The sequence below is a fragment of the Kitasatospora sp. NBC_01287 genome, from assembly GCF_026340565.1.
Lineage (GTDB): Bacteria > Actinomycetota > Actinomycetes > Streptomycetales > Streptomycetaceae > Kitasatospora.
The window spans coordinates 397,497-422,818 of the sequence record NZ_JAPEPB010000001.1 but is presented as its reverse complement, the minus strand read 5'-3'; the positions used below and the strand labels follow the sequence as shown (position 1 = coordinate 422,818).

Genomic DNA, 25,322 nt, shown 5'->3' with positions numbered 1-25,322 from the left:
CCCGCTCGACGGCCCTTTTGACGGGGCCCGCTTGACGGTCGTTCAACGCCACTACCGCGCCGGATCCGTCGCACCCGCCGCCGTCGTCACCGCCGCCGCCATCACCACCGCCGCCGCCCGCCGGGAGAGCAGCCACTGCCCGGTCAGGCCCGCCACCAGCAGGCCGCCGACCAGGGTGATCAGCGAGACGCCCGCCGCCGAGGCCCACCGCACCTGGGAGCCGCGCACGGTCAGCACCACGGCGACCGCCACCGCGACGCCCGGCAGGGCGAGCAGCGCGGGCCGGGTGCGGGTCAGGTCGTCCTCGGCCAGCGCGCCGAGCACGCCGACACCGAGGGCGAGGCCCCAGACGCCCAGGGCCTGGGCGTCCGGGCGATCGAGCTGCCACGGGACGAGGGCCGACCAGAATCCGGGGTCGACCAGCAGGCCCGCCCCGATCCCGAACCAGCCCGAACCGAGCACCGCCAGCGCCGGCCTCGACCAGGCGGGCAGCGGCGCGACCCGGGTCGGCAGCGGCCGGGCGGGCCGGAGGTACTGCCACAGCAGGCAGCCGACCGCGCACAGCCCGAGCACGCCCAGCACGGCCACCCAGCCGAGGCTGAAGAAGACCAGAATGATCGGACCGCCGCGGACCACCTGGAGCCGGCCGCCGTTGAGCAGCGTCACGGCGAGCAGGCCCACCAGCACGATGGCGAGCGGCAGGACGAGGGTCCGCACCTCCTCCCAGAGCCCGGCCCGGCCGATGCTGAAGAGGCCGGGGCAGACGCCGAGCATGGCCGCGCCGACCAGTCCCTGACTCACCGGCCCGGGCGACTGCCAGGCGCCGAACACGTGGCCGCTGAGGCTCACGCCCGCCATCAGGGTGCCGACCAGCAGGCTGACCACCGCCACGGTGGTGGCCAGCATGGTGACGCCCGGGGTCAGCTCGCGTCCGCCGGACTCCGGCTCCACCGGGTCTGTCTGACTGCTGCTCATCGGACACCTCCGTGGAAACCGTCGAGTTCTGTGGCGGTGGCGGTGGCGGTGGCGGTGGCGGCCGCCGGTCGCGTGCGCCGGGCGGCCGCCGGCTCGGCCCGTTCGAGCACTTCGCGCCCGTACATCACGCGCAGGCTCACCACCGTGGTGGCCGTGAACGCGAGCATCCCGCAGCCGATGGCGACCCCGGCGCAGAGCGCGGTCTGCCGGTCCAGGCCGAGGGAGTGCTGGAGGGGGAGCGCCGCCCCGGCGGAGAGCACGGGGGCCAGGCAGAGCGCGGTGAGGTGCAGGCGCCACTCCTCGCGCGCCCAGGTGTGCCCGGCCCGCGCCGCGCGCCACTGGCGCACCAGCAGCACCGCGTAGACCGCCGCGTAGGGCAGCAGGTAGGCGGCCAGCAGGCGGTGCCCGGTGGCGCCCCAGCCGAGGTACGAGCGGACGATCCAGGCCAGTGCCACGGCGCCGGCGAGGTGGGCCAGGGCCAGCACCGGCAGCGGCACCCAGCTCCCGGTCACGCCGGGGACCCTCTCCCGCTTGTCCAGCGCGCGGGAGGCGAGCAGCGCGCCGAAGGTGACCAGGGAGCCGAGGTGCATGATCGCCACCTGGTTCACCTGCGCCATCGAGAGGCCCGGCAGCACCCACGGGAGCACTCCCCACTCCAGCCGCAGCAGCGGAGCGGTCATCAGGAAGCCGTAGCAGAGCAGCATCCAGCGCTGGTGCAGGTCGGGGAAGCGCCCGACGGCGGCGAGGATCCCGAAGCTCACGCTCAGCACGGTGCCGACCAGGATGGTGGCGAGCACGATCCAGAACGCCGCGCCGCCGAAGGCGTCGGCCGGCGCGGTGCGCGCCAGGTAGAGCGCGGCGCCCGCCATCGAGGCGTAGACCGTCAGCGCGAAGACCACCCCGCTCGCCCGGTGCAGCCGGACCCGGCGCCGCAGGGCCGAGAGCAGCTGGACCGGCCCGAGCAGCATCAGCAGGCCGCCCAGCACGGAGTGGACGATCAGCGGGACCAGGCTGCGCCCGTACGGCCCGATCCGGGTGGCGAGCGCGTCGGCGACGTACTTCGGCGACACCGTGCGCGCCAGGATCCACTGGCCGAACGCCGGTGCGCCCGGGTGTGCGTAGGGCCACAGCTCGGTCATCGCGATCGGTGCGTAACCCAGGCAGACGAGCACCACGGTGATCGTGGCGACGCGTCCCCAGGCGACCTTCCTGAGACGGTTCACGGCGGCTCCCTCGGGCACTGCTCTCTTCTCGATAGTCCAGAAAGGACTATCGAGAAGGTAGCGGCGGTCCGCCCCGCGGTCAACGCCCGCGGCGGACATCCGAGGAGGAGGGGATCGCGCGTCCGGTCGCGCTGGGTCCTGCGCGGTTGTGGTGGGCCTTGGTGGCTTTGGCGGCGGTGGTGGCCTTGGCAGCCTTGGCGGCCTTGGTGCACCTCGCGGCGTCACGAGTCGCGCTGCGCGACCCACTCCCAGAAGTCGACCATCATCCGCTCGTAGCGGATCCCGAACTCCAGCGCCTCGCGCTGACCGCTGGTCAGCAGGGTGCCGACGCTCTCGGCGAGTCCCTCGTACTCGCTCAGCGTGCGGTGGTGCTCGGTGAGTTGCTCGGGGGCGAGCACCGCCGGTCGGGCACCGAACCAGAGCTTCAGGATGCCGCGCTCGCGGGCCTCGACCGGTACGAAGGTGGGGTCGGCGAGCCACTGCGCCAGGGTCGCCCGCCCGGCGTCGGTCAGCCTCATCAGCCGCCGGTTGCGCCCGCCCGTCTGCCGGACCTCCGAGAGCAGGCCCGCTTCCGCGAGCCGGTCGCACTGCGCGTACACCTGCGCGTGCGGCATCGACCAGAACGGTGCCACCGTGCGGGCGGCCTCGACCTTCACGTCGTACGGAGTGGCCTCGCCCAGCTTGTCGATGATGCCGAGGACGAGGAAGGAGGGCGTGGTCAGCCGGGTGTCAGCCATGCGGCGACCGTATCGCGATCGCGGGCCACCGCGGGGCCGCGCCCTCGGACGCATCCCTCGGCGAATCCCCCGGCGCATCCCCTGCCGCTCCGCCTGCCGCTCCGCCTGACGCGTCGTCAGAGCAGGTCGTAGATCTCGGCCAGCCGCCCGAGCACGTCGGCGGCCGCTGCCAGGGCGGCGCTGTCGTGCTGGGTGAGCGAGTCCCGCAGGGCGTCGAGCAGTACGGCCTGGCGCTCCTCGTGGCGCCGGCGTCCCTCCTCGGTGAGGGTGACCAGGACGGAGCGCTTGTCGCCCGGCGGGCGCTCCCGGCTGACGTAGCCGGCCGCGACAAGCCCGTTGACCAGCTGGGTGGTTGCGGCGCCGGTCGTCTCGGTGGCGGCGGCCAGTCGGCCCACCGGCAGCGGCCCCTGGTCGGCCAGCGCGCGCAGCGCCCGGGCGTGGGTGAGGGAGAGCGCGCCCGGCGTGCGGGTGGCCCGGCCGCGCAGCCGGGCGTCGGCCGCGCTCAGTCGGTAGGCGGCCCGGGCGAGCTGGTCCAGGTCGCCGGCCCGCCCGTGGTCGGGTGCGGGCTCCGGGGTGCGGTCGGCGGTGGCGTCGGGCATCGGCGGTTCGTCTCCGGGGCAGGTGGGGCGGCGGGTTTGACAGTGAGCCTAACCCGCGTGCTTAATGGCTAAGTACTTAGTCAATAAGTACTTAGCAATTGCGACGCACCCCGAGGAGTACCCCATGACCGTCCGTTCCACCGGCCAGAGCTGGGCCCTGGACATCGCCCTCGCCCAGGGCGGCTTCGACGCGCTGCACCCCGAGGCGAAGGGCACCCTGGAGCAGCTCGGCCACGACCACACCGACTTCGACAAGGTCTTCGCCCTGGTCAAGAGCGGTGCGATGCTGCCCAAGGCCTGGGCCACCGTCGCCGGGCAGGCGGAGGAGCGGGCCGCCCACCACGAGCGGGGCGGCTTCGCGCAGACCGCCGCCGACCTCTACCTGCGCGCGGCGGTGATGTGGGGCCGTGCGCAGTACTCCCTCTTCGACGCGACCGACCAGCGCAAGGCGGCGCTGCGCGCGCGGGCCGACCACTGCGTCGAGCGCCTCGGCGCGCTGCGGGGCAACCGGGTCCGCCGGGTGGTCCTCGACTTCGAGGGCAGCCGGATCTTCGCCCTGCTGCACCTGCCCGCCGGGCAGGTGCGCAACGCCCCGGCGGTCATCCTCGGCCCGGGGATGGACATGATCAAGGAGGACTACATCTACGCGGCCGAGCGCTACTACACCTCGCGCGGCATGGTCGCCCTCTCCATCGAGGGTCCCGGCCAGGGGGAGACCCGGGCCGGCGGCCTGACCGTCGACCTCGCCAACTACGAGCGGGCGATCGGCCGCTACCTCGACCACCTGGCCGCGCTGCCGGAGGTCGACCCGCACCGGATCGGCATGTTCGGCATCTCGATGAGCGGCTACTGGGGTTCGCGCGCCGCCGCCACCGACCACCGCCTCGCCGCGCTCGCCGCCTTCGAGGCCGTCACCGGCGACTTCCGGACCATCTTCGAGCGCGCCCAGCCCACCTTCAAGAACAACTACATGTACATGGCCGGGTACACCGACGAAGCCGCCTTCGACCGCGACCTCGCCGAGCGGATGCCGCTGGCCGACCTGGTCCAGGACATCGCCTGCCCGGTCCTCCACGGCATCGGCGAGTTCGACGAGCTCACCCAGCTGGAGCAGGCGATCGCCAGCTACGAGCGGATCCGCGCGCCGAAGGAACTGCGCGTCTACGAGAACGAGTTCCACCCGCTGGGCGGTGTGGCGGCCGAGGTCTTCCGGTTCGGCGCCGAGTGGCTGGAGCGCGCCCTGAACGGCGAACTCGCCGAGCCGGGCCGCGATGTGCGCCACTACGTGCACCGCGACGGCCGGACCACGGACGGCAGCGCCGATCCCACCTGGTGGCTGGGCGCGGTGCCGCCGGAGCTGGTTGCCGTCCGGTCGGGCGCCGCGGTGAGCTGACCAGCCGTCAGGTGAGGTGGCCGGCAGGCCCGGCAGGTCCGGGCCGCCCGCCGCTCACCCGCGGCGGCGCACCCCCGCCGCGCCCGCGGTATCGCCCGCAGTACCGCCCGCGGTACCGCCCCCGCCGCGCGCCGCGGCGCCTCACCACTCCCGGCCGGCGATCAGCTCCTCGATGTCCGCGTCCTCGAACCCGTAGGCGTCCGCCACGAATCCGAAGTCCTCGGCGATCTCCTCGCGCGCGACGGTCTCGATCTCACTGTCGGCTGCCTCGAACTCCGCCTCCAGCGCGTTGAACTCGGCCGTCGCCCGCTCCGTGAGCAGGTAGAGCGCCGCCAGGTCCGCGGGCCGCTCCGCCTCGATCCGCTCGCACAGCTCCAGCAGGACGGCCCGGCACTTGTCGAGGACGTGATCCGGGAAGTAGTCGTCCGCGTAGAGCTGCTGCAGGAACGGGTACTTCGCCACCTGCGGGTTCGTGATCGGCATGAGAGGCCTCTGTTCATGGTGAAGGGTCGGAGAGTTCATGGTGAAGGGTCGGAGAGCCGACGATTGGAGAGCCGGGAAAGCGCCGCGCTGTGTTGCGCAGCCGACCCGCTGATCCTGCACCACGGCACCGACAAGGCGTCCGACGGCCTCGGGCTCGTCTCCCTCAGGACGTCGGGTAGCGGCTCTCGACCAGTGCCATGGCCGCGCGCACGGTCTGTTCGAACGGCTCGATCGTGGTGGTGGCACGGCAGAGCACCTGCGCCCCTTCCAGCAGGGTGATCAGGGTGGCGGCCAGGTCGAAGGCGTCCGCGAGCGGCAGGCCGGCGGCGACCAGCCGCTCCGCGAGCTGGTCGACCCAGGAGGCGAACGCCGTCGCGGCGACCTGGCGCAGCGCGGCGTTCTCGGTGTCCGCGCCGGAGTGGACGGTCACGGAGGCGACGGCGCAGCCGCTGCCGCACGCCGCCTCCCGCACCACCGGCCGAACGGCTGCCAGAAAGGCCGCGACCACCACGGCCGCGCTGTCGCTCGGCAGGCCGGCCAACTGCTCGCGGACGGCCGCGCCGTGCTGCGCCGCCGCCTCGGCGACCAACTGGCTCTTGCCGCCGGGGAAGTGGTGGTAGATCGCTCCCCGGGCGGCGCCGCTGTCGCGCAGGATCTCCGTGAAGGACATTCCCGCCACGCCCCGCCGCCGCAGTGCCTGGATCGTCGCCTCGATCATCCTGGCCCGCGTGTCGCTCAGCATCGGTGGCCTCCAGCCCTTGACTAGTACGGGCATCCTACTGCACGCTGGAGTCGCTAGGACGTACGTACTAGCTAGTGCAAGCGAGCAGAGAGGCTCCTCCCATGCCGATCACCGTCACCGCTCCTCTCGGCGTTCTCACCGCCGAGGGCGAGCGCGAGATCCTGCCCAGGCTCACCGCGGCCATGACCGAGGTCAGCGGGCTCACCGGAAACGCGTTCTTCACCTCGATCGTCGGCGGCAGCGTGCACGTTCTGGCCCCGGAGCGGGTCTACGCCGGAGGTGTGAACCGCCCCGTCGTGATGGTCGAGTTGAAGCTGCCCGACATCGGTCTGGGTGGCATCGAGGCCCGCGCCGCGTTCATCACCGCCGCCACCGACATCGTGGACGAGCTGACCGTCGCCGGACACCGCCGGGCGGACACCTGGGTCAACATCCTCAACGCCCCTGCCGGAGCCTGGGGCATCGGCGGCACCGCTTACACCGGTGATGCCCTGATCGCCGCCGTCACGGCGGCCGGCTGACCCGTTGACCCGTTGACCTGTGGGAATGCGCCCGGTGACGGGGGGCGTTGACGTTCGACGTGACCACGCCGACGACCCCGACCACCCGTAGCGACCCGGCCGCCGCGCCCGGCCCCGCAGCCTCCGCCGCCTCCGCCGCGCCCGGCGCCTCCGCCGCGCCCGGCGCCTCCGCCGCGCCCGGCGCCTCCGCCGCGCCCGGCGCCTCCGCCGCGCCCGGCGCCTCCGCCGCGCCCGGCTCCCCGCCCCGGCTCTCGGTGCTGGACCGCTCCCGGATCAGGCAGGGGCAGCAGCCCGCGCAGGCGCTGCGGGACACGGTGCTCCTCGCCCAGCAGGTGGAGCGGCTCGGCTACCACCGGTTCTGGGTCGCGGAGCACCACGGCGTGCCCGGGGTGGCCGGCTCGGCGCCCACCGTGCTGGCCGCGGCGGTCGCGGCCGCGACCACCCGGATCCGGGTCGGCACCGGAGGGGTGATGCTGCCCAACCACCAGCCGATGGTGGTGGCCGAGCAGTTCGGCGTGCTCGCCTCGCTCTTCCCCGGACGGATCGACATGGGGCTCGGCCGCTCGGTGGCGTTCACCGACGGCATCCGGCGCGCGCTGGGCCGGGACAAGGACGCAGCCGACCACTTCGCCGAGCAACTCGCCGAACTGCTCGGCTACTTCGACCCGGAGCGCGGCGCGCGCGGTGATGTCCACGCCCGCCCGGCCGAGGGCCTGCGGGTGCCCGCCTTCGTGCTGGCCACCGGCGCCGGCGCCGGGATCGCCGCCGAGGCGGGCCTGCCGCTGGTCATCGGCGGGCTGCGCGGGGCGGAGGCGATGGTGGGTGCGATCGAGCGCTATCGCGCCGGGTTCCGCCCCTCCGCCCAGGCCGAGGCGCCGTACGTGGTCGTCTCGGGCAATGTGGCGGTCGCCGAAACGGCCGGGGCGGCCCGCGACCTGCTGGTCTCCGAGGCCTGGTCGGGCGCCTACGCCCGCACCCACGGGGAGTTCCCGCCACTCGCCCCGGTGTCGCAGGTGCTGGCGCGGGAGATGAGCCCGCGTGAGCGCGCCGCGTACCAGCAGGCGCTCCGCGGGCACATCGCCGGCACGCCGGACCAGGTCGTCGCCGAGCTCGGCGCGCTGCTCGCGCGAACCGGGGCGGACGAGTTCCTGGTCACCACCCACGCCTATGACCAGGCGGCGCTGCTCGACTCCTACCGGCTGCTCGCCCAGGCCGCCGGCCTGCCGGTACCGATCTGAGGGAGCGTCAGCTCTCCGCCGCGTGTCGGAAGTTACCGTTACTCACCTCGACTGCCTCAACGGCCCCGGCAGTCTCAACGGCCCCGGCAGTCTCAACGGCCTCGGTAGTCTCAACGGCTTCGGCTTCGGCTTCGGCCTCGGCGACGTCGACGGCGTTGTCGCGCGCCACCCGGGCGTACCAGTAAGCGCTGGCCTTCGGGATCCGCCGGTTGCTCGGGTAATCCACGTACACCGCCCCGAACCGCTTGGCATAGCCGTACGCCCACTCGAAGTTGTCGAGCAGCGACCAGAGGAAGTAGCCCCGGACATCGGCTCCGGCGGCGATCGCACGGTGCACAGCGGCCAGGTGGGCCCGCAGGTAGGCGATCCGCTCGGGGTCGTGGATCTCCCCCTCGGGCGTCACGGCGTCCTCGAAGGCGGCGCCGTTCTCGGTGATCAGCAGTGGCAGCCCGGGGTTCGCGCGGGCTGTCGCGGTGATCAGGTCCTGCAGGCCGGAGGGGTCGATCGCCCAGCCCATCGCCGTGGTGTCGCCGGGCGGCAGGTGGAAGAGGACCGACTCCGCGCCCGGCCAAGGGGAGTGCTCGCTCGCGCCGTGCGCGTCGTGCCGGGCCGCCTCGCCCGCCCCGACCGCTGGGTCGGCGGGCTGGGCGGAGACCAGGGTGGGCGTGTAGTAGTTGATCCCGAGCAGGTCGATCGGCGCCCCGATGGCCCGCTCGTCACCGGGCCGCACCAGGGCGTCCCAGTCCACCAGGTGCGCGGTGTCGGCCCGCAGGTCGGCGGGGTAGCCGCCGTGCAGCAGCGGGCCGGTGAAGATCCGGTTGCCGACCGCGTCGATCCGGCGGGCGGCGTCCAGGTCGGCGGGGGAGTCGGTGAGCGCCCGCACCTGGTGCAGGTTGAGGCTGACCGTCGCCTGCCCGCCGTCCGGCAGTCCTGCCCGCAGTGCGGCCAGTGCCCGCCCGTGGCCGAGGTTGAGGTGGTGGGCCGCGCGCAGCGCGTCGCTCGCGTCCGTGCGCCCGGGCGCGTGCACCCCGGAGCCGTAGCCGAGGAAGGCCGAGCACCAGGGCTCGTTGAGCGTGGTCCACAGTGCCACCCGGTCGCCCAGCGCCTGGGCCGCCAGCGCCGCGTACTCGCCGAAGCGTTCGGCGGTGTCCCGCTCCGGCCAGCCGCCGCGGTCCTCCAACTCCTGCGGCAGGTCCCAGTGGTAGAGCGTGGCGACCGGCTGGATGCCGGCCGCCAGCAGCCGGTCGGTGAGCCGCCGGTAGAAGTCCAGGCCGCGTTCCACCGCCGGGCCCCGCCCGGTGGGCTGCACCCGGGACCAGGAGATCGAGAACCGGTAGGCCCGCAGGCCCAGTCGGCTCATCAGTGCGACGTCCTCGGGGTACCGGTGGTAGTGGTCGGTGGCCACATCGCCGGTGTCGCCGGCGTGCACCTTGCCCGGCGTGTGGCTGAAGGTGTCCCAGATCGACGGCGTCCGGCCGTCCTCCCGCACCGCGCCCTCGACCTGGTAGGCGGCGGTGGCCGCGCCCCAGAGGAAGCCGGTGGGAAAGCTCAGCCGCGCGCCGGCCCGTTCAGCCTCGGCCCGTTCAGCGCCGGCTCGTTGGCCTGAGGCTCGTTGGTCCGAGGCTCGTTGGTCCGAGGCTCGTTCGGTGGTCGGCGCGGGCGCCGGAGTGGTGGCAGGTACCGGAGTCATGGATGGAGCGCTCCCAGAGGCGAGTGGAATGGACAGGAAGGGACTACCCCTTGACGGCGCCCTGAGTGATGCCGCCGACGATGTGCTTGCCGAAGATCAGGAAGACCAGCAGCAGCGGCAGCGTGCCGATCAGCGCGCCCGCCATGATCACCGACCAGTCGGTGGACCAGCCGGTCCCGAGGCCGGCCAGTGCCACCTGCACGGTCGGGTTGGTGGCGCCGTTCATCGCGATGATCGGCCACAGGAAGTCGTTCCAGGACTGCACGAAGGTCAGCATGCCCAACACGGCCAGCGCCGGGCGGGCGATCGGCAGTACGACGTGCCAGACCACGCGCAGCGAGTTCGCCCCGTCGGTCCGCGCCGCCTCCAGCAGCTCGGTGGGCAGCGCCTGGACCAGGTACTGGCGCATGAAGAAGACGCCGAACGCGGTCACCAGGGTCGGCAGGACCAGCGCGCCGAGGTGGTTGCCCAGGCCCAGCCGCCGCATCAGGATGAACAGCGGCACCACGCTCAGCTGCGCGGGCACCGCCAGGGTGGCGACCACCAGGCCCATCAGCACCCCGCGCCCGGCGAACCGCAGCTTGGCGAAGGCGAAGCCGGCCAGCAGCGAGAAGCCGGTGGTGCCCAGCGTGACCGAGCCCGCGACCAGGGTGGAGTTGAGCAGTGCCACACCCATGCCGCGCCCGCCGGCGTTGCGCCAGACGTAGCCGAGGTTCTTGAACAGGTTCCCGCCCGGCACCAGTGGCGGCGGGCTGGAGACCACCCGGTGCGCGTCGGTGGAGGCGGCGACCAGCGTCCAGTAGAGCGGGAAGAGCGAGACCAGCGCGACCAGGATCAGCACCAGGTAGGTCAGCGGGCCCGCGTGGTGCTGGCGCCCCGCGCGGTTCACGCCCGCGGCTCGGCTCGGACGGCCCGCTCGGTTCACGCCCGCGGTTCGACTCGGACGGCCCGCGCGGTTCACGCCCGCGGCTCGGGGCAGGTGTGCGGTTCGGTCCATGGTTCCTCTCCTCCCGCTACCGCGCACGGCGCAGCTGACGGGCGATCAGCGTGTTGACCAGGCCGAGCAGCAGGAGCAGCGCGAACATGGTCCAGGCGATGGCGGACGCCCGGCCGAGCATGCTGTTGCGGAAGCCCTGGTCGTACATCAGCACCCCGAGGGTCTCGTACTGGTTGGCGGCGCCGCCCTGGTGGCCGCTCTGGCCGCCGAACAGGAAGGGCTCGCCGAAGAGTTGGGTGGCACCGATGGTGGAGACCACGACGGTGAACAGGATGGTCGGCCGCAGCGCCGGCACCGTGACGTGCCAGAACTGCCGCCAGCGGTTGGCCCCGTCGATCGCCGCCGCCTCGTAGAGCTCGCCGGGCACCGCCTGCATCGCGGCGAGGTAGATCAGCGCGTTGTAGCCGGTCCAGCGCCAGGTGACGATCAGCGCGATGGCGAACTGCGAGGTCCAGCGCCCGGCTTCCCAGTCGACCGGTCCGAACCCGGCCAGGCCGAGCAGCCAGTTGGCCATCCCGCCCTCCGGGCTGAAGATCAGCGCGAAGACCAGGGTCGCGGCGGCCACCGAAGTGGCGTACGGGGCGAGCAGCGCGGTGCGCAGGAAGGCGCGGCCGCGCAGCCGGTAGTTCAGCAGGTGGGCCAGCCCGAGGGCGATCAGCAGCTGCGGCACCGTTGAGAGCGCTCCCAAGGTGATGGTGTTGCGCAGCGCGTTCCAGAAGAACCGGCTGGGTGGGCCGGTGAAGAGGTCGGTGTAGTTGCGCAGCCCGATCCAGCGCGAGCTGCGCACGTTGTAAAGGCTCACCTGGTGCAGCGAGAGCCAGCCGGTGTAGAGCAGCGGGAAGAGCCCGAAGGCGGCGAAGACGAGGAAGAACGGTGCGACGAAGGCGTAGGGCGAGCCCTTGCTGTCCCAGCGGTAGAGCCGGGTCCGCCAGGTCTGGCGGCGGCTGGGGCCGGTGCTGGAGGCCACGGGGTGGTCCTTCCGTGGGGGTGGTCGGCCGGGGCCGGCGCGGCGGATCGGCCGGCCGGCCCCGTGCGGCGGCTACTGGACGCTGCTGTCGATCTGCTGGACGGTGGTGCTCCACGCGTCGGCGGCGCTCTTGTGGTTCTGCTCGACCAGCAGGATCCCGTTGCTGAAGTCGTTCTGCAGGTCGCCGGAGTGCGGGCCGATCTCGGCCGGCTGGATCGCCTTGGCCGCCGCCGAGAAGATCTGGCCGGTGGCCGCGTCCGGCCCGATGTAGGGGTTCTTGAAGCCGGTCACCGCCGGTAGCGCGTAAGCCCCCTGGTTGGAGGGGATGTTGCCGACCGCCTGGAACACCTTGGCCTGCTGCTCCGGCGCGGTCAGCCAGGCCACCAGGGCCTCGGCCGCGGCGGTGTGCTTGCCGCTCGCCGGCACCGCGAGGAACGAGCCGCCCCAGTTGCCGGCCGCGGGGGCCTGGGCGATGTTCCACTTGCCGCTGTTCGCCGGCCCGGAGAACTTCTGGATGTTGGCCTGCTGCCAGGACGGGCAGACGGTGGTGGCGAAGCTGGACCGGGCGAAGGCGGTCTGCCAGGGCGTGTCGAACTCCTTCAGGCCCTGCGAGAGTCCGGCGGCGTCGGCCCGCATCGCCAGCTCCCAGCCGGACTTGACGCTGGGCGAGTCCTTGTAGGCGAGCTTTCCGCCTTGGTAGTACTGGGTGCCGGCGGAGGAGACGACGGCGTTGAAGAGCCCGGTGGCGGTGTCCATGAAGTACGTCCCCTTGGGCGCCTTGGCCTGGAACTCCGCGCCCACCGCGACGTACTTCGACCAGTCGCCGGCCCACAGCGCGCTCACCGCGGCGGGGTCGCTGGGCAGCCCGGCGGCCTGGAAGAGGTCCTGGCGGTAGCAGATCGCCATCGGGCCGACATCGGTGCCCAGCCCGATGGTGCGCCCGTCGGCGGTGGTGGCCTGCTGCCACTTCCACGGCAGGTAGGCGGACTTGTCCACCCCGGGCGCCTTGCCGAGGTCCGCGAAGTCGCCGCTCAGCGCGTCGGAGGTGGCCAGCGCGATCCGCCCGACCTCCAGCGCCTGCACGTCGTCCAGCCCGCCGCCGGCCGACAGGTGGGTCTGCAGCGCGGTCCAGTAGTCGGCCTCGGCGGTGGTGGTGTCCTCCTTGATGGTGATGTCCGGGTGCGCGGCCATGTAGGCGTCGAAGAGGCCGGCCTCCTTGTACCCGAAGGTGCCGAAGTCGCCGACCGTCAGGGTCGTCTTCCCGCCGTCGGGGCTGTCGGAGCCGCCGCCACCGCTGCTGGAGCAGGCGGTGAGCAGCAGCAGCGAGCCGGCCAGGGCGCCGGCGGTGAGCAGGGCGGATCTGCGCGGACGGGTGCCGGGGAGGTTCAAGGTGAGCTCCTTGACGGGGTGGTGGGGAGGCCTGGGTGGAGCGCCGGGGGCGCGGTACGCTCGGTCCCCGTACGCGGTGGGAGCGCTCCCATTCGCCTGCCGGAAGGTTCCTGCCTTGCGGGGCCCGGTGTCAAGGGGGTGCGTCGAACGCGTGACCGCAGCGTGTCCTGCCACCATCCGCACCTGCCAGAATGGCCACCGTCCGCAGTGCCGACCGCGGCCCCGTCCGACGAGGTGAGTGATGAGCCCCACCGCGCAGCGCCCGCCCGACTCGCCGGCCGGTGCCGAGGGCAGGCCCGCGACCGGCCGCCCCACCCTGGAGGAGGTGGCGGCGCTGGCCGGAGTCGGCCGGGGCACCGTCTCCCGGGTGATCAACGGCTCGCCCAAGGTCAGCGAGCGGGCCCGGGCCGCCGTCGAGCGGGCCGTCGCCGAACTCGGCTACGTCCCCAACCGGGCCGCCCGCACCCTGGTCACCTCGCGCACCGAGGCGATCGCGCTGGTCGTCCCGGAGGCCGAGACCAGGCTCTTCTCCGAGCCCTACTTCTCCGACATCATCAGCGGTGTCTCCGCCGAACTCTCCGACAGCGACATGCAGTTGCTGCTGGTCCTGGTCCGCAACGAGCGGGAGCGCGCCCGCCTGTCGGCCTACCTCGGGGAACGCCGGGTGGACGGGGTGCTGCTGGTCGCCGTGCACCGGGACGACCCGCTGCCGACGGTGCTCGAAGAACTGCGGCTGCCCGCCGTGCTGGCCGGGCGGCGCGGGGACCAGGAGCCGCTCAGCTACGTGGCCGCCGACAACGCGGGCGGGGCCCGGATGGCCGTGCGCCATCTGCTGCGCCGTGGCTGCCGACGGATCGCCACCATCACCGGACCGCTGGACATGGAGGTCGCCCAGGCCCGCCTCGCCGGCTACCGCGAGGCCCTCGCCGAGGCCGGCCACGTCGGTCCCGCCCACCCCGTCGGCCCCGCGCACGACGAGCTGGTCGGGGTCGGCGACTTCACCGAGCAGGGCGGCCGGACCGCGATGCGCGAGCTGCTGGACCGGGCGCCCGACCTGGACGCGGTCTTCTGCGCCTCCGACGTGCTTGCCGCCGGCGCCCTGCAGACTCTGCGCGCGGCCGGCCGCCGGGTGCCCGAGGACGTCGCGCTGATCGGCTTCGACGACTCCATCGTGGCCCGGCACACCGACCCGCCGATCACCAGTGTCCGCCAGCCCATCGAGGAGATGGGCCGCACCATGGCCCGCCTGCTGCTGGAGGAGATCGCCGATCCGGGCCGCCCCAGACGTCAGGTGGTGCTGGCGACCGAGCTGGTGGTGCGCGAGTCGGCCTGACCGGGCGTTCCGGCCCCGGTTTCGGAGGTCGGAATCCGCGCCGGGTCGGGGTGGCTCCTCGGTGCCGCACGAGTCGGGCTCGTGCGACGTGCTCGTGCGACGTGGAGGCGCGGCGCCCGGGAGGCAGCCGGGGGTGCTGATCGAGGCCCCCAGGGGCGGTGGTTGAGGCAGTCAGCCGTGCTGGTCGAGGAAGTCCGCGAGCTCGCTGTCGTACCGGGCGGGGTCGGCGTTCCAGGAGCCGGTGTGGCCGGCCCCGGGGACGGTGACGAGCTTGACCTCGTCCGGCCAGTCGCGGGCGAATCGGGCGCTGCTGGCATACGGGACGAGTGTGTCGGCGGTTCCGTGGAAGAGCAGCACGGGCTGCTCGGGGCCGCCGTCACGCCGGTTGGCGGCCAGGGTGTCGACCTGGTCGAGGTCCACGCCGGCGCGGAGCCGGATGAAGGGGGCCGCGACGTCGGCGACGGGGAACGGGAGCCCGAGGCCGGTGCCGATCGTGTCGATGGCCGCCCGGTAGTCGAGTGCGGGTGAGTCGAGGATGACCGAGCGGACCGCGCTGGTCTCCGAGGCGCGTTGCAGGTAGGTCTCGACGATGCCGCCGCCCATGGAGAATCCGTACAGCACCACGCCGGAGGCTCCGTGGGCCTGTGCGTAGCGGACGGCGGCGTCCAGGTCGCGCCATTCCGTGTTGCCGAGCTGCCGGTTGCCGTTGGAGTCGTGGGGCGCGCCGGGGTCGTTGCGGTAGGTGATGTCGAGGACCGGGTAGCCGAGGTCGTGCAGTTCGGGCATCGCCCGCAGTCCCGCACTGCGGCCGGCCCCGAGTCCGTGGACCTGGATGACCCAGGTGCTTCGCGAGCCCGGGAGGAACCAGGCGGGCATCGGGCCCAGGTCGCCGGGGTAGCTGACGTCCTGGTAATCCAGTCCCAGGGCCTGCCTCGGGTCCGAGGACCACACGGTGACGGCGATCTTCGCCTTGTCGCCGACGGCGGGCGGGGTGGTGGTCCGGAGTTCGCGGGTGACGGTCCTGCTGTCCGAGTCGAGGATCCGGCCCAGTACTCCCGAGTGCCGCTGCGTGGATCCGCTGTCCTGCCAGATCAGGCCGTAGGTGCCGGTGTAGCGGCTCTCGTCGGTGGCGGGCAGGGTCACCGACGCGGTGCCCACGGCGACGATGCGGGTGTTCAGCGGGGTGTCGTCGGTGGGGTGCAGGAGCTTGCCGGTCAGCAGCCACAGCGCGCCGGCCGCCGCGGTGAGCGTGAGGACGAGCAGGCCCGTGACGGTGATGACGATGCGTCGGCGCAGGCGGGTGCGGCGGCCGGGCCGTGGTGTCGTGGGGCGGGTCATCGCTGGGGTCACTCGTGGCTTCATGGCTGCTCCAGCGTGGTGTGGCCGGAAGCCAGGGTGAGGGCGAGTCCGGTCGGTGTGACGGTGAGTGAGACGGGCTTGAGCGACAGGGGGTAGGCGGCCGGCTGGTTCCGCGCCGTGAGGCGGCTGTTGATCTGGTCGAGCTGGGGGCCGGTGATCGTTCGGTCGAGGAACCGCAAGCTGGTGGCCGTGATGGTGACCCGTCCGTCGGTCAGGGCGGGTTTCAGCGTCAACTGGCCCATGCCGCCCGGGCCCAGGGTGAGCAGGAGGGTGCCCGTGGCAGGGTCGGCGCGAGCGCTGTTGACGGGAACGCCCTGGCCCGAGTCGCGGATCGCTTCCGCCAGGGAGTCGGTGGGGATCGTGACGGTGGCCCGGACATCGGACGCCGTCGCGGGCTTGGCCAGGTGGACGCCGTCGAGCGTGATGCGGACGGATGCGCCCGTGAGGGGGCCGAGGCGGGCGTTGGCACCGCTGAGCGTGACGTGGCCCAGGTGCCGGTCGAGGATCGTGAGCAGGGCAGGGCCGTCGCCGGTGTCCACCGTCACCCGGGTGTCGAGCGCCCTTCCCATGCCGTCGGCGATCCGGCCCTCCAGGACGTGCCGGGCGACCGCCTCGCCGACCCCGGCGAGGGCCAGGAGAGCGGCCACGGGCAGGACGACGGCGCGGGTGATCCGGCCACGCCGGGTGGCCGGGCGGCGAAGGCGCCCCAGCCGTCCGGTGGCGGTGCGGGTCGGTGCGGGCCTGCTGGTCATCGTCCTCCTGCCGTCCTGGTCGGGGCGTCGGACGGTGCGAGCGGCCGGTGGTCGGTGCCGTCCCGGCGCCGCCCTGCGGCCGCTCGGCCGCCCAGGGAGGTGGTGCGCCCGGTGCGCCCGGTGCGCCCGGTGCGCCCGGTGCGCGCGAGCAGCACGAGGACCGCGACGACCAGGAGGGCCGCGGTGCAGACGCCGACCAGCGCGAGGGACCTGGAGTCCGTGAGCACGACTGCTCTCCTTCGTCCTGACCCCGCCGGTCGGCGAGGCCACCGGCATCCTGTCCCCGTCGTGCAAGGCGAAGGTTCAGCCCGTGTTCGGGCCTTGTAAGGATCGCCGCCGGTCAACGGGACGAAGGCGACCCGCGCGTTAGCATCGGTGCAGGTCGAAGCCGTGGCACCCGCGGCCGGCCGAGCAGCCGCGAAGGGGGCGCCGCGGCGCCGGCATCCGTCGAAGCCACCGAACAGAAGCCGCCGAACAGAAGCCACCGAACAGAAGCCACCGAGCAGAAGACGCCGAACAGATGACACAGGGCAGATGACACTGAGCAAGGGCCTCGTCCTGGTCGTGGAGGACGAACGCCACATCGCCGACCTCCAGCGCCTCTACCTCACCCGCGAGGGCTTCGGCGTCCACACCGAGAGCGACGGCATTCTCGGGCTGGCCGCCGTCACACGGCTGCGGCCGGTGGCGATCGTCCTGGACATCGGTCTGCCCGGGCTGGACGGCACCGACTTCTGCCGCCGGCTGCGCGCCGCCGACGACTGGACGCCCGTCATCCTGGTCACCGCCCGTGACGAGGAGGCCGATCGGATCCTCGGCCTGGAAATCGGCGCCGACGACTACCTCACCAAACCGTTCTCGCCCCGCGAGCTGGTCGCCCGCGTCAAGGCGGTGCTGCGCCGCACCGCCGGCCCACCGGCCTCGGCCGTCCTCGGAACCAGCAGGCTGCGCCTCGACCCGGGCCGCCGCACGGTGCTCCGCGACGGCGAACCGCTGGAGCTGACCACCACCGAGTTCAACCTGCTCGCCCACCTGCTCGCCCGGCCCGGTCAGGTCTTCAGCCGCGAGCAGCTCCGCGCCCAGGTCTGGGGCCACGCCGACTACGGCGACAGCCGGGTGGTCGACGTCTACGTCTCGCAGCTGCGGGCCAAGCTCGGCGCGGCCAGCCCGATCCGCACCGTGCGAGGGATCGGCTACAGCGCCGAGGAGGCCGGCCGGTGAGGCACCTGCGCGCGGGCTCGCTCACCGGCAGCCTGGTCCTGCTCGCCACCGTGGTGGCGGCCACCGCCGTGCTCCTGGCAGGGGTCGCGGCCTGGCAGACCGCCTTCTCCAACGCCGAGTCCCAGTACCGGGAGCGCCTGTCGCGGCAGGCCACCGTGCTCAGCCTCGCGCCCAACCTCTCCGTGCTGCTCCTCGACCAGACCCAGCGGCTGACCGGAGCCACCGGCGTCCAGGTCGCCGTCATCGCCCCCGACGGGCACGTGGACGGCCCCGCGGCGCGGGCCGTCACCCCGGCGGACCAGGACGCGCTGCTCGCCGGACGGACGCTCTCCGCCACGGCCTCGCTCGGCGACCAGCGCGTCCTCGTCCAGGGACACCCGGCAGGCAACGGCGGCGCCGTCGTACTGACCCAGCCGTTCACCGAGGTCGACGCGGCCGCGAACCGGATGCGCGGCAGCCTGACGCTGCCCCTGGTCGCCGGCCTGGTCGGCGCCGCCCTCGCCGGCGCGCTGCTGGCCCGCCGCATCGCCCGCCCCCTGGTGGCGGCGGCCGGCGTCGCCCACCGACTCGCCGCGGGCGAACGCGGCCTGCACTGCGAGGCCCACGGCCCCACCGAGGCCCGCGACGTCGCCCAGGCCCTCAACACGCTCGGCGCCGCCCTCGAACGCAGCGAACAACGCCAGCGGGACTTCCTGACCTCCATCTCCCACGAGATCCGCACCCCCCTCACCGCGCTCCAGGGCTACGCCGAGGCCCTCACCGACGGGGTCATCGAACCCGGGCAGCAGGCCCAGGTCGGCCAGATCCTGCTGACCGAGACCCAGCGCCTGGACCGCTTCGTCCGTGACCTGCTCGAACTCGCCCGCCTGGACGCCGACGACTTCCCCGTCACCCGCGAACCCACCGACCTCGCCGCCCTCCTCCGGGAGAGCGCGGAAGCCTGGACCCAGCGCGCCCGGCAGGGCGAACTCCACCTGCGGGTGGAAGTGGCCGGGGAACCCGTGATCGCGGTCACCGACGGATTCCGGGTCCGCCAGCTGCTCGACGGCCTGATCGGCAACGCCGTGCGTGTCTCGCCGCCCGGTGCCCCCGTCGTGCTGGCCCTGCGCAGGACGGAGAGCGGCGACGCCGAACTACAGGTCAGCGACGGCGGCCCCGGCCTGACCGAGGACGACGTCCGGATCGCCTTCCAACCCGGCGCCCTGCACTCCCGCTACGCGGGCACCCGCCCCGGCGGGACCGGCCTCGGCCTGGCCATCACCCGCCGTCTCGCCGACCGGCTCGGCGCCACCATCACCGTGCGCGGCCACGGCCCCGACGGCGGCGCCTGCTTCACCGTCACCCTCGGCCCCGAGTGCCGCGCCGGTCTCAGGGACCGGTGAGGACGACGAGCTGCCGCGTCGCCCGGGTCATCGCGACATAGCGGTCCACCGCTCCTTCGACACCCGTGCCGAACGACTCCGGGTCGATCAGGACGACCAGGTCGAACTCCAGGCCCTTCGACAGCTCCGGAGTCAGCCATCGCACCCGGGACCTCCCGCTCCCGATGTCCCCGCCGTCCCCGGCGCCGCCGATGGCACCGGCGCCGATGACGCAGGCGACCCCCTCGGCATGCGCGGCGAGCCAGGCGTCGAGGATCGGGTCCAGCTCCGAGGCGGATCCGTGCACCACCGGCAGGCCGGTGCTGCGGACGGAGGTCGGCACGTTGGCGTCCGGGAGCACGGCGCGGATGGCCGGCTCGGCCTGCGCCATGACCTCCTCCGGCGTCCGGTAGTTGATGCCCAGGGACGCCACGCGGATCCGGTCGAGCCCGATCCGTTCGAGCCGCTCCCGCCACGACTCGGTGAAGCCCTGCCGGGCCTGCGCGCGGTCCCCGACGATGGTGAAGCTCCGGGAGGGGCAGCGGATCAGCAGCATCTGCCACTCCGCGTCGGTCAGTTCCTGGGCCTCGTCCACGACGATGTGGGCGAACGGGCCGGCCAGCGGTTCGGGGTCGGCGGCGGGCAGCGCGCTCTCGTCGACCAGGCTGTCCCGCAGGTCCTGTCCGCGCAGCATCGTCACCGCGCCCTCGCCGTCGTCGTCGGCCGCGAGCAGGTCGTCGATGACGTCGGCCATCCGCGCGCGTTCGGCGGCGGCAGCGGCGTGCTGCCGGCGCTTACGCCGTGCCGCCTGCGGGTCGCCGAGGCGTCGCCGCGCCGCGTCCAGGAGCGGCAGGTCGGACACGGTCCAGGCCGGGGCGTCGGCCGAGTGCCGCGGACGGCGCAGCCTGCGGACCTCGTCGGGGTCGAGCCAGGGGGCGCACATCCGCAGGTAGGCGGGCACCGACCAGAGGTCCCCGATGAGGTCGGCCGCTTCGAGCAGCGGCCAGGCGCGGTTGAGGGTCGTGACCAGCTCCTCGTCCTGCCGCAGCGACTGCCCGAACTCGTCGGGCGGGACGTCGTCATCGCCCTGCTTGGCCAGCAGGATCGCGAGCAGCTCCGCCCAGATCTGCTCGCGCGCCTCGTTGTGCGGAGTGCCCGGCTCCACCGCTTCGAACGCCTGGGCCCAGTCGCAGGCGCTCAGCCAGAGGTCGGACCAGTCGGTCGAGACCGTCATCCCCTCCGCCGGCGGCTCCTCGTAGAACCGGACGGCCGCCTCGATCGCCTTCACCATGTCCGCGGACGACTTCAGGCGCGCCACCCGCGGGTCGGCCTCGACCGCCGCCGCGGCCCCCTCGGTGACGAGGTCCCGCAAGGTGCAGGTGCGCACGCCCTCCTCGCCGAGACCGGGCAGCACGTCGGCGACGTAGGCCAGGTAGGGCTGGTGCGGACCGACGAACAGCACGCCGCCCCGGCGGTGACCGAGCCGGGGGTCGGAGTGCAGGAGGTAGGCGGAGCGGTGCAGGGCGACCACGGTCTTCCCGGTGCCCGGACCGCCGTCGACGACGAGGGCGCCGCGCGAGCCGGCCCGGATGATGGCGTCCTGATCGGCCTGGATGGTGGCGAGCACGTCCCGCATCCGGGCCGACCGGGTGCCGCCCAGGCCGGCGAGGAAGGCCGACTGGTCGTCGAGCGCGGCGTGCCCCTCCAACCCGTCAGCGGTGAAGACCTCGTCCCAGTAGTCGCTGATCCGGCCACGGGTCCAGCGGTATCTGCGGCGGCTCGTCAGACCCGTCGGGTTGGCGTGGGTCGCCGCGAAGAACGGCTCGGCCGCTGGGGAGCGCCAGTCGAGCAGCAGCCGGCGCCCCTCGCTGTCGGTGAGGCCGAGCCGTCCGATGTACACGGGCTCGGGGTCGTCCGCGCGGACGATGTGTCCGAGGCACAGGTCCAGGCCGAAGCGGCGCAGGGCGCGCAGGCGACCGGTCAGCCGGTGGATCTCGATGTCCCGGTCCATCGCCTCCCGGCCGATGCCGCCGGGCGCCAGGCGTTCGGCCTCCAGGCGGGTGGACAGTTCGGCGATCGCCTGCTCCAGGCTCTGCCCGAGGGCCGCGAAGTGCCGCTCGTCGCCGGCGATCAGCGCCGGGTCGGCCTTGGCGGCGAGGCGGTCGGGCAGGTCGAACGCGCTGGTGGTCAAGGGGCTCATGTCATCGCCTCGCGCACGTCGTGAATCTCCCATATCCGCAGCTTCTGGCCTCGGTCGGCGATTCTGCGGCATGACCGGGGTCTTGCCGCAAGCCCCCGGGTGCGCTATAGCTTGGAAGTGGCAAGGGATGGGTCCTCTCCCTCGCCACTTCTCCCTCACCGCCTCCTCTCCCCACACCTTTCACCGCTGCTCCGCTGCGGCCGTGCCCGGCCGTGCCCGGCCGGGGATCAGCCGAGCGCGGCCAGATGGGCCTTGAAGCCGGCGCCGAAGGCGGTGGGAGTGCCGTCGTAGCCGGTGATCAGCGCGGGGCCGGAGGCGCAGTCCCAGGTGTTCCAGGTCCAGGCCAGGTAGGAGGCGCCGTGCTGATCGAGCCAGGGCAGCAGGGAGTCCAGGTAGCCGTGGGCGCAGTCGTTCTCGCCCAGCTCGCTGGTGACCAGCGGCACAGCGGCCGCGACCGGGGCGATCTGGCTGTCCCAACAGCTCGCCGAGGAGCAGCTGTTGAAGTTGTAGGAGTGCCAGGAGGCCGCCAACTCGTGCAGCGGGTCGGTCGGTTCGTAGGCCAGCCACTGGCTCAGGTCGTTGGCGTACTCCAGCCCGCCCAGCAGCAGGACGTTGTCCGCCCCGGTGCCGCGCACCGCGTTCACCATGGCCTGCATGCCGGCCACCTGGTAGCCGATTCCGGGGCAGCTCCCGCCGTCGCGCCAGCAGGCCCATCCGCTGCTCTCGCTGCCGGTGGCGCGTGAGGGGTACGGCTCATTGAAGAGGTCGAAGACGGTCGCGTCGTCGCCCTTGAAGGTGCCCGCCACCGAGCGCCAGAACGGCAGTGCCTCGGCCGCGTCCGGCATCGGCTTCTGACAGGTGGCGGTGGCGCTCGCGCAGCCCGCCGAGTTGCCGGTGTAGGCACCGTCGGTCCAGTGCAGGTCGAGGATGGTGTTCAGGCCGTTCTGGTGCAGCAATGACACGTAGGATTCGACGGCTTTGATGTAACCGGTGCCCGCGTAGGCCGGGTTGACGTCGGGGAGCCCGAGCCAGCAGTCCTCGTTCAGCGGGATCCGGACGGCGGTCAGGTGCCAGCTCTTCATGGCGTCGATCGAGGCCTGGTCCACCGGGCCGTCGAAGAACCCGGTGCCCTGCACGCAGGCGAACTCCGCGCCCGATCGGTTGGCGCCGTGCAGGGTGACGGTCTGTCCGGAGCCGTCCACCAGCCGGTTGCCCGAGACACGCAGCGCGGGAGCCGTGGTGCTCGGCGGACCGGTGGGTGTGGGCGTGGGAGTGGGCGTGGGAGTGGGAGTGGGCGTGGGAGTGGGAGTGGGAGTGGGAGTGGGCGTCGGCGACGGGCTGGGGGAGCCGGCCGGACCGCAGGGCGTGCCGTTGAGGGTGAAGGCGGTGGGGGCCGAATTGGTGCCGGTGTAGCTGAAGTTGGCACTGGTGGTGTAGCTGCCGCCGGGGCTGATGGTGGCGGCCCAGCCGGGGCTGGTGACGGTGACGGCGGTTCCGTCCTGGGTCCAGCCGCCGTTCCAGCCGCTGCTGAGGGTCTGGGTGCCGGTGTAGGCGTAGCCCAGGGTCCAGCCGTTGATCGGCGCGGTGCCGGTGTCGCTGATGGTGAGGTTGGCGGTGAACCCGCCACCCCAGTCGTTGACGCCATAACTGACCTGACAGGAGGGGGCGGTGGCACCGGCCACCGCCAGGTCGCCGGGCGGCAGCAGCAGCGCCGCGCCGAGCGCGCCGGCCCCGACGACGGCCGCCGCCGCGAGCACACCGCGCCTGGCCGGGCGGGCGCTGGACGAGGCGGACGAGGCGGACGAGGCGGACGGGGTAGGGGGACCGGGGCGGGCGGGAGGGGGTGCGGAGGTCATGGGAGCGCTCCTACGGAGGAAGGGGGCCGACCGGCGGGTGGTGCCGGCCGGCCCCGGGGTGATGGTCGGTCAGCTCGCGGCGCAGCTCAGCACGGGAGCGGTGTTGGACCCCGTGTAGCTGCCCTGGAACCCGAAGCTGGTGCTGCCGCCGACGGCGATCGCGCCGTTGTAGCCCAGGCTGGCGGCGCTGACCGCGCTGCCGCTCTGGGTGACGGTGGCGTTCCAGCTGTTGCTGATCCGCTGGGCGCCGCCCCAGGTCCAGCTCACGGTCCAGGACTTGGTGGCGGCCGTGCCGGTGTCGGCCACCGTGACGTTCGCGTTGAAGCCGGAGCCCCAGTCGCTGGCGACCGTGTACGTCGCCGTGCAGCCGCCGCCGCTCCCGCCGCCGCTCGCGGTGGTCGCGGTGACGGCCGCGGAGAGCGCCGAGGCGTTGCCGGCCGCGTCGTAGGCGCTGACGCTGTACTGGTAGTCGGTAGCCGCGCTGAGCCCGGTGTCGGTGTAGCTGGTACCGCTGGTACTGCCGACCTCGGTGCCGCCCCGGTAGACGTGGTACCCGGCGACGCCCACGTTGTCGGTCGCGGCACTCCAGGCGAGTGACACACCGGAGGCCGTGCTGCCGGTGACGCTCAGCCCGGTCGGGACGCTGGGCGGCGTGGTGTCACCGCCGGTGCCGGTGGTGAAGGACGGGTAGGCGTATCGGACCAACTGCTGGAACTGAGCGCCGAACCACTGCCCGGCCGGGATGTCGTAGCCGGGGATCGCGTCGGTCGGGTAGGTGCCGCCGTTGCCGTCGCTCTGGGTGCCGTCGGGGTCGCAGTGCGGGTCGCCGTGGCTGTGCGTCGCGGTCGGGTAGTCGCCGTCCGACTCGCCCGGCGGCTTGACCCAGACGAAGGCGATGATCGGGCTGCCGCTGCCGTACGGCAGCGCCTGCGGGCGCGCGCCGATCCCCGCGCCGTCGACGTTGCACCAGTCGCCCCGGAACGGGCGCTGGTCCACCTTGTTCGCGGTGACGTAGCCGTTCACCGTGGTCGGCGCGGCGTTGAGCGCGGTCGGCCGGGACGGGCCGCCCCAGCCGTTGCGGGAGGTGTCGATCAGGAAGCCGACGGTGCTCGGGAAGCCGTTGGCCACCATGGTCGAGTACATCGCGGTGTCGTAGCCGTACTCGTCGAACTCGGGGTTGTACTGGTAGAAGTCGGCCGACTTCAGCGGGTTGCCGCCGACCTGCAGGTCCGGGTTGCCGAGGAAGGGCTCGGTGGTCGGCGTGGTGTTGGCCGTGTCGCTGATGAAGCCGTCGATACTGGCGAAACCGGCCGTGGTGGCCCTGGCGACCTTGGCGTACTCCTGGCCGGCCGGGTTCATGTTGCTGGGCCAGCCCAACCAGCCGGCGTGGCCGATGTCCAGGTAGTCGTAGACGTTGGTGATCGGGTGCAGCTTGTTCAGCGCGTACTCGATCCCCGACTCGTAGAGCGGGGTGGCGGTGGCGCAGGCGGGCTTGCTCTGGTTGGTCACCGCGTTGGGCAGCGAGTCCGGCTCGATCACCGCCGCGATCCGCAGCGCGGCGTAGCGCGGGTCGCTCAGGATCGCCGCGACCGGGTCCACGTACTGGCTCTCGTAGGTCGCCAACCCGGCGCTGGTGGCGGGCAGTTCACCATTGGAGGCGAGGGCTGCGCAGTCCCGGCCCGGCAGGTCGTAGACCACCACCTCGAAGACCACCGGCGAACTGCCGGCCGCCGCCTGGGTGAGCGCGTGGTCGAGTTGGGCCCGCAGGCCGAGGTGGGTGCTGTCGCCCGCGATGGCCCCGATGTGGTCCATCCAGACGGCGGTGGGATTCGCGGCCACCTGCGTCTCGGCCGCGCCGAGGGCACCGCCGTCGGCGGCGGCCTGGGCGTCGACCTCGGCGACGTAGTCGGGGTTGAGGTAGCCGGTCGCGCCGACGAACGGGTTGGCGACGTGCGCCGCCGCGCTCGTGGTCACGGTCGTGGTCGTGGTTGCGGCCTGCGCGCTCGGCGCGCCGACCACGGGCGTCAGCGCGGCGGCGCCGAGCGCGATCGCGGCCGCGGCGGTCCGCAGCCTTCGGAACAGGGGGTGTGGCACGGTCGGGTCCCTTCGAGTGGGGGTGGGATGGGCCCGGGTTGCGCCTTGCGGGGAGCGGCAGAAGCGTGGGAGCGCTTCCATGAGACGGCAAGGGCATGACACCGGTGCCGAAAAACATCAAGCCAGGACTGCCAAGGCTCGTCAATACTCGGCGCAGCGGCCGTTGCAGAAAGGTGGGCACGCTCCCACGCG

General features: G+C 73.2%; 22 protein-coding genes. 6 read left to right on the top strand and 16 right to left on the bottom strand.

All coding sequences use genetic code 11. The features are described from left to right. Positions 1 to 51: 51 nt before the first annotated feature. The 4 genes from OG455_RS01465 to OG455_RS01450 all read right to left on the bottom strand — a co-directional run bounded on the left by OG455_RS01465 (position 52) and on the right by OG455_RS01450 (position 3,534). On the bottom strand, positions 52 to 975 hold the full coding sequence (locus OG455_RS01465; RefSeq protein ID WP_266289292.1) for a hypothetical protein: 924 nt from the start codon (positions 973 to 975) through the stop codon (positions 52 to 54). Then, entirely contained in the window at positions 972 to 2,198 is a 1,227-nt protein-coding gene (locus tag OG455_RS01460; protein WP_266289290.1) for a DUF2306 domain-containing protein, read from the bottom strand. The genes OG455_RS01465 and OG455_RS01460 overlap by 4 nt, the downstream gene beginning before the upstream one ends. Before the next feature lie 221 nt (positions 2,199 to 2,419). Continuing rightward, positions 2,420 to 2,935 (bottom strand): PadR family transcriptional regulator, encoded by a 516-nt coding sequence (locus OG455_RS01455; protein ID WP_266289288.1) that lies wholly within the window; start codon positions 2,933 to 2,935, stop codon positions 2,420 to 2,422. Positions 2,936 to 3,051: 116 nt separating this feature from the next. Beyond that, entirely contained in the window at positions 3,052 to 3,534 is a 483-nt protein-coding gene (locus tag OG455_RS01450; RefSeq protein ID WP_266289286.1) for a MarR family winged helix-turn-helix transcriptional regulator, read from the bottom strand. 124 nt (positions 3,535 to 3,658) lie between these two features. Between OG455_RS01450 and OG455_RS01445 the strand changes: the two genes are divergently transcribed. Further along, positions 3,659 to 4,927 (top strand): alpha/beta hydrolase, encoded by a 1,269-nt coding sequence (locus OG455_RS01445; RefSeq protein ID WP_266289283.1) that lies wholly within the window; start codon positions 3,659 to 3,661, stop codon positions 4,925 to 4,927. A 141-nt stretch (positions 4,928 to 5,068) separates the two neighbouring features. On the opposite strand, the gene OG455_RS01440 is transcribed toward OG455_RS01445, so the two are convergent. Both OG455_RS01440 and OG455_RS01435 read right to left on the bottom strand, forming a co-directional pair. Further along, positions 5,069 to 5,410 carry a DUF5713 family protein gene (locus OG455_RS01440; RefSeq protein WP_266289281.1) on the bottom strand — a complete coding sequence of 114 codons (342 nt, stop codon included), beginning with the start codon at positions 5,408 to 5,410 and terminating at the stop codon, positions 5,069 to 5,071. Positions 5,411 to 5,573: 163 nt separating this feature from the next. Beyond that, positions 5,574 to 6,152 (bottom strand): TetR/AcrR family transcriptional regulator, encoded by a 579-nt coding sequence (locus OG455_RS01435; protein ID WP_266289279.1) that lies wholly within the window; start codon positions 6,150 to 6,152, stop codon positions 5,574 to 5,576. A 101-nt stretch (positions 6,153 to 6,253) separates the two neighbouring features. Between OG455_RS01435 and OG455_RS01430 the strand changes: the two genes are divergently transcribed. Together OG455_RS01430 and OG455_RS01425 are read left to right on the top strand one after the other, a co-directional pair. Further along, positions 6,254 to 6,673 (top strand): hypothetical protein, encoded by a 420-nt coding sequence (locus OG455_RS01430; RefSeq protein ID WP_266289277.1) that lies wholly within the window; start codon positions 6,254 to 6,256, stop codon positions 6,671 to 6,673. 254 nt (positions 6,674 to 6,927) lie between these two features. Further along, positions 6,928 to 7,911: an MsnO8 family LLM class oxidoreductase gene (locus OG455_RS01425; RefSeq protein WP_266300622.1), complete on the top strand. Its 984-nt coding sequence runs from the start codon at positions 6,928 to 6,930 to the stop codon at positions 7,909 to 7,911. Positions 7,912 to 7,918: 7 nt separating this feature from the next. Here OG455_RS01425 and OG455_RS01420 read toward each other — a convergent pair whose 3' ends face one another. The 4 genes from OG455_RS01420 to OG455_RS01405 all read right to left on the bottom strand — a co-directional run bounded on the left by OG455_RS01420 (position 7,919) and on the right by OG455_RS01405 (position 12,954). Further along, positions 7,919 to 9,601: a GH1 family beta-glucosidase gene (locus tag OG455_RS01420; RefSeq protein WP_266289275.1), complete on the bottom strand. Its 1,683-nt coding sequence runs from the start codon at positions 9,599 to 9,601 to the stop codon at positions 7,919 to 7,921. A 43-nt stretch (positions 9,602 to 9,644) separates the two neighbouring features. Next, the gene (locus tag OG455_RS01415; RefSeq protein ID WP_266289273.1) at positions 9,645 to 10,598 is read right to left on the bottom strand and encodes a carbohydrate ABC transporter permease; all 954 of its coding nucleotides are present in this window, start codon (positions 10,596 to 10,598) and stop codon (positions 9,645 to 9,647) included. A gap of 16 nt (positions 10,599 to 10,614) precedes the next feature. Further along, positions 10,615 to 11,565, bottom strand: a complete 951-nt coding sequence (locus OG455_RS01410; protein ID WP_266289271.1) for a carbohydrate ABC transporter permease — start codon at positions 11,563 to 11,565, stop codon at positions 10,615 to 10,617. 72 nt (positions 11,566 to 11,637) lie between these two features. Then, positions 11,638 to 12,954, bottom strand: coding sequence for an ABC transporter substrate-binding protein (locus tag OG455_RS01405; protein ID WP_266289269.1), 1,317 nt, complete (start codon positions 12,952 to 12,954; stop codon positions 11,638 to 11,640). Between the two features lie 241 nt (positions 12,955 to 13,195). On the opposite strand from OG455_RS01405, the gene OG455_RS01400 reads away from it, so the two are divergent. Continuing rightward, a complete protein-coding gene (locus OG455_RS01400; RefSeq protein WP_266289267.1) occupies positions 13,196 to 14,287 on the top strand; it encodes a LacI family DNA-binding transcriptional regulator in 1,092 nt (363 codons plus the stop codon). Between the two features lie 171 nt (positions 14,288 to 14,458). Here the strand turns inward: OG455_RS01400 and OG455_RS01395 are convergent, their stop codons facing one another. Genes OG455_RS01395 through OG455_RS01385 form a run of 3 tightly spaced genes read right to left on the bottom strand, consistent with a single transcriptional unit; the run spans position 14,459 to position 16,625 of the window. Then, on the bottom strand, positions 14,459 to 15,649 hold the full coding sequence (locus tag OG455_RS01395; protein ID WP_266289265.1) for an alpha/beta hydrolase: 1,191 nt from the start codon (positions 15,647 to 15,649) through the stop codon (positions 14,459 to 14,461). Continuing rightward, positions 15,646 to 16,398, bottom strand: coding sequence for a DUF2993 domain-containing protein (locus OG455_RS01390; RefSeq protein ID WP_266289263.1), 753 nt, complete (start codon positions 16,396 to 16,398; stop codon positions 15,646 to 15,648). The genes OG455_RS01395 and OG455_RS01390 overlap by 4 nt, the downstream gene beginning before the upstream one ends. Further along, positions 16,395 to 16,625: a hypothetical protein gene (locus tag OG455_RS01385; protein WP_266289262.1), complete on the bottom strand. Its 231-nt coding sequence runs from the start codon at positions 16,623 to 16,625 to the stop codon at positions 16,395 to 16,397. The genes OG455_RS01390 and OG455_RS01385 overlap by 4 nt, the downstream gene beginning before the upstream one ends. A 307-nt stretch (positions 16,626 to 16,932) precedes the next feature. Between OG455_RS01385 and OG455_RS01380 the strand changes: the two genes are divergently transcribed. Together OG455_RS01380 and OG455_RS01375 are read left to right on the top strand one after the other, a co-directional pair. After that, on the top strand, positions 16,933 to 17,619 hold the full coding sequence (locus tag OG455_RS01380) for a response regulator transcription factor (protein ID WP_266289260.1): 687 nt from the start codon (positions 16,933 to 16,935) through the stop codon (positions 17,617 to 17,619). Further along, entirely contained in the window at positions 17,616 to 19,001 is a 1,386-nt protein-coding gene (locus OG455_RS01375) for a HAMP domain-containing sensor histidine kinase (protein ID WP_266289258.1), read from the top strand. Before OG455_RS01380 ends, OG455_RS01375 begins: the two co-directional genes overlap by 4 nt. Here OG455_RS01375 and helR read toward each other — a convergent pair. The 3 genes from helR to OG455_RS01360 form a co-directional block, all read right to left on the bottom strand. Further along, on the bottom strand, positions 18,988 to 21,180 hold the full coding sequence (helR, locus tag OG455_RS01370) for an RNA polymerase recycling motor ATPase HelR (protein ID WP_266289256.1): 2,193 nt from the start codon (positions 21,178 to 21,180) through the stop codon (positions 18,988 to 18,990). The genes OG455_RS01375 and helR overlap by 14 nt on opposite strands. 227 nt (positions 21,181 to 21,407) lie before the next feature. Next, positions 21,408 to 23,036, bottom strand: coding sequence for a cellulase family glycosylhydrolase (locus OG455_RS01365; RefSeq protein ID WP_266289254.1), 1,629 nt, complete (start codon positions 23,034 to 23,036; stop codon positions 21,408 to 21,410). Positions 23,037 to 23,105: 69 nt separating this feature from the next. After that, on the bottom strand, positions 23,106 to 25,130 hold the full coding sequence (locus OG455_RS01360) for a glycoside hydrolase family 6 protein (RefSeq protein WP_266289252.1): 2,025 nt from the start codon (positions 25,128 to 25,130) through the stop codon (positions 23,106 to 23,108). Positions 25,131 to 25,322: the final 192 nt, after the last annotated feature.

Bases quoted from the DNA above. Each gene is read 5' to 3' on its own strand.
- OG455_RS01465 (WP_266289292.1), bottom strand. From the start codon at position 975: ATGAGCAGCAGTCAGACAGACCCGGTGGAGCCGGAGTCCGGCGGACGC.
- OG455_RS01455 (WP_266289288.1), bottom strand. From the start codon at position 2,935: ATGGCTGACACCCGGCTGACCACGCCCTCCTTCCTCGTCCTCGGCATC.
- OG455_RS01450 (WP_266289286.1), bottom strand. From the start codon at position 3,534: ATGCCCGACGCCACCGCCGACCGCACCCCGGAGCCCGCACCCGACCAC.
- OG455_RS01445 (WP_266289283.1), top strand. From the start codon at position 3,659: ATGACCGTCCGTTCCACCGGCCAGAGCTGGGCCCTGGACATCGCCCTC.
- OG455_RS01440 (WP_266289281.1), bottom strand. From the start codon at position 5,410: ATGCCGATCACGAACCCGCAGGTGGCGAAGTACCCGTTCCTGCAGCAG.
- OG455_RS01435 (WP_266289279.1), bottom strand. From the start codon at position 6,152: ATGCTGAGCGACACGCGGGCCAGGATGATCGAGGCGACGATCCAGGCA.
- OG455_RS01430 (WP_266289277.1), top strand. From the start codon at position 6,254: ATGCCGATCACCGTCACCGCTCCTCTCGGCGTTCTCACCGCCGAGGGC.
- OG455_RS01420 (WP_266289275.1), bottom strand. From the start codon at position 9,601: ATGACTCCGGTACCTGCCACCACTCCGGCGCCCGCGCCGACCACCGAA.
- OG455_RS01415 (WP_266289273.1), bottom strand. From the start codon at position 10,598: ATGGACCGAACCGCACACCTGCCCCGAGCCGCGGGCGTGAACCGCGCG.
- OG455_RS01400 (WP_266289267.1), top strand. From the start codon at position 13,196: ATGAGCCCCACCGCGCAGCGCCCGCCCGACTCGCCGGCCGGTGCCGAG.
- OG455_RS01395 (WP_266289265.1), bottom strand. From the start codon at position 15,649: ATGAAGCCACGAGTGACCCCAGCGATGACCCGCCCCACGACACCACGG.
- OG455_RS01390 (WP_266289263.1), bottom strand. From the start codon at position 16,398: ATGACCAGCAGGCCCGCACCGACCCGCACCGCCACCGGACGGCTGGGG.
- OG455_RS01380 (WP_266289260.1), top strand. From the start codon at position 16,933: ATGACACTGAGCAAGGGCCTCGTCCTGGTCGTGGAGGACGAACGCCAC.
- helR (WP_266289256.1), bottom strand. From the start codon at position 21,180: ATGAGCCCCTTGACCACCAGCGCGTTCGACCTGCCCGACCGCCTCGCC.
- OG455_RS01365 (WP_266289254.1), bottom strand. From the start codon at position 23,036: ATGACCTCCGCACCCCCTCCCGCCCGCCCCGGTCCCCCTACCCCGTCC.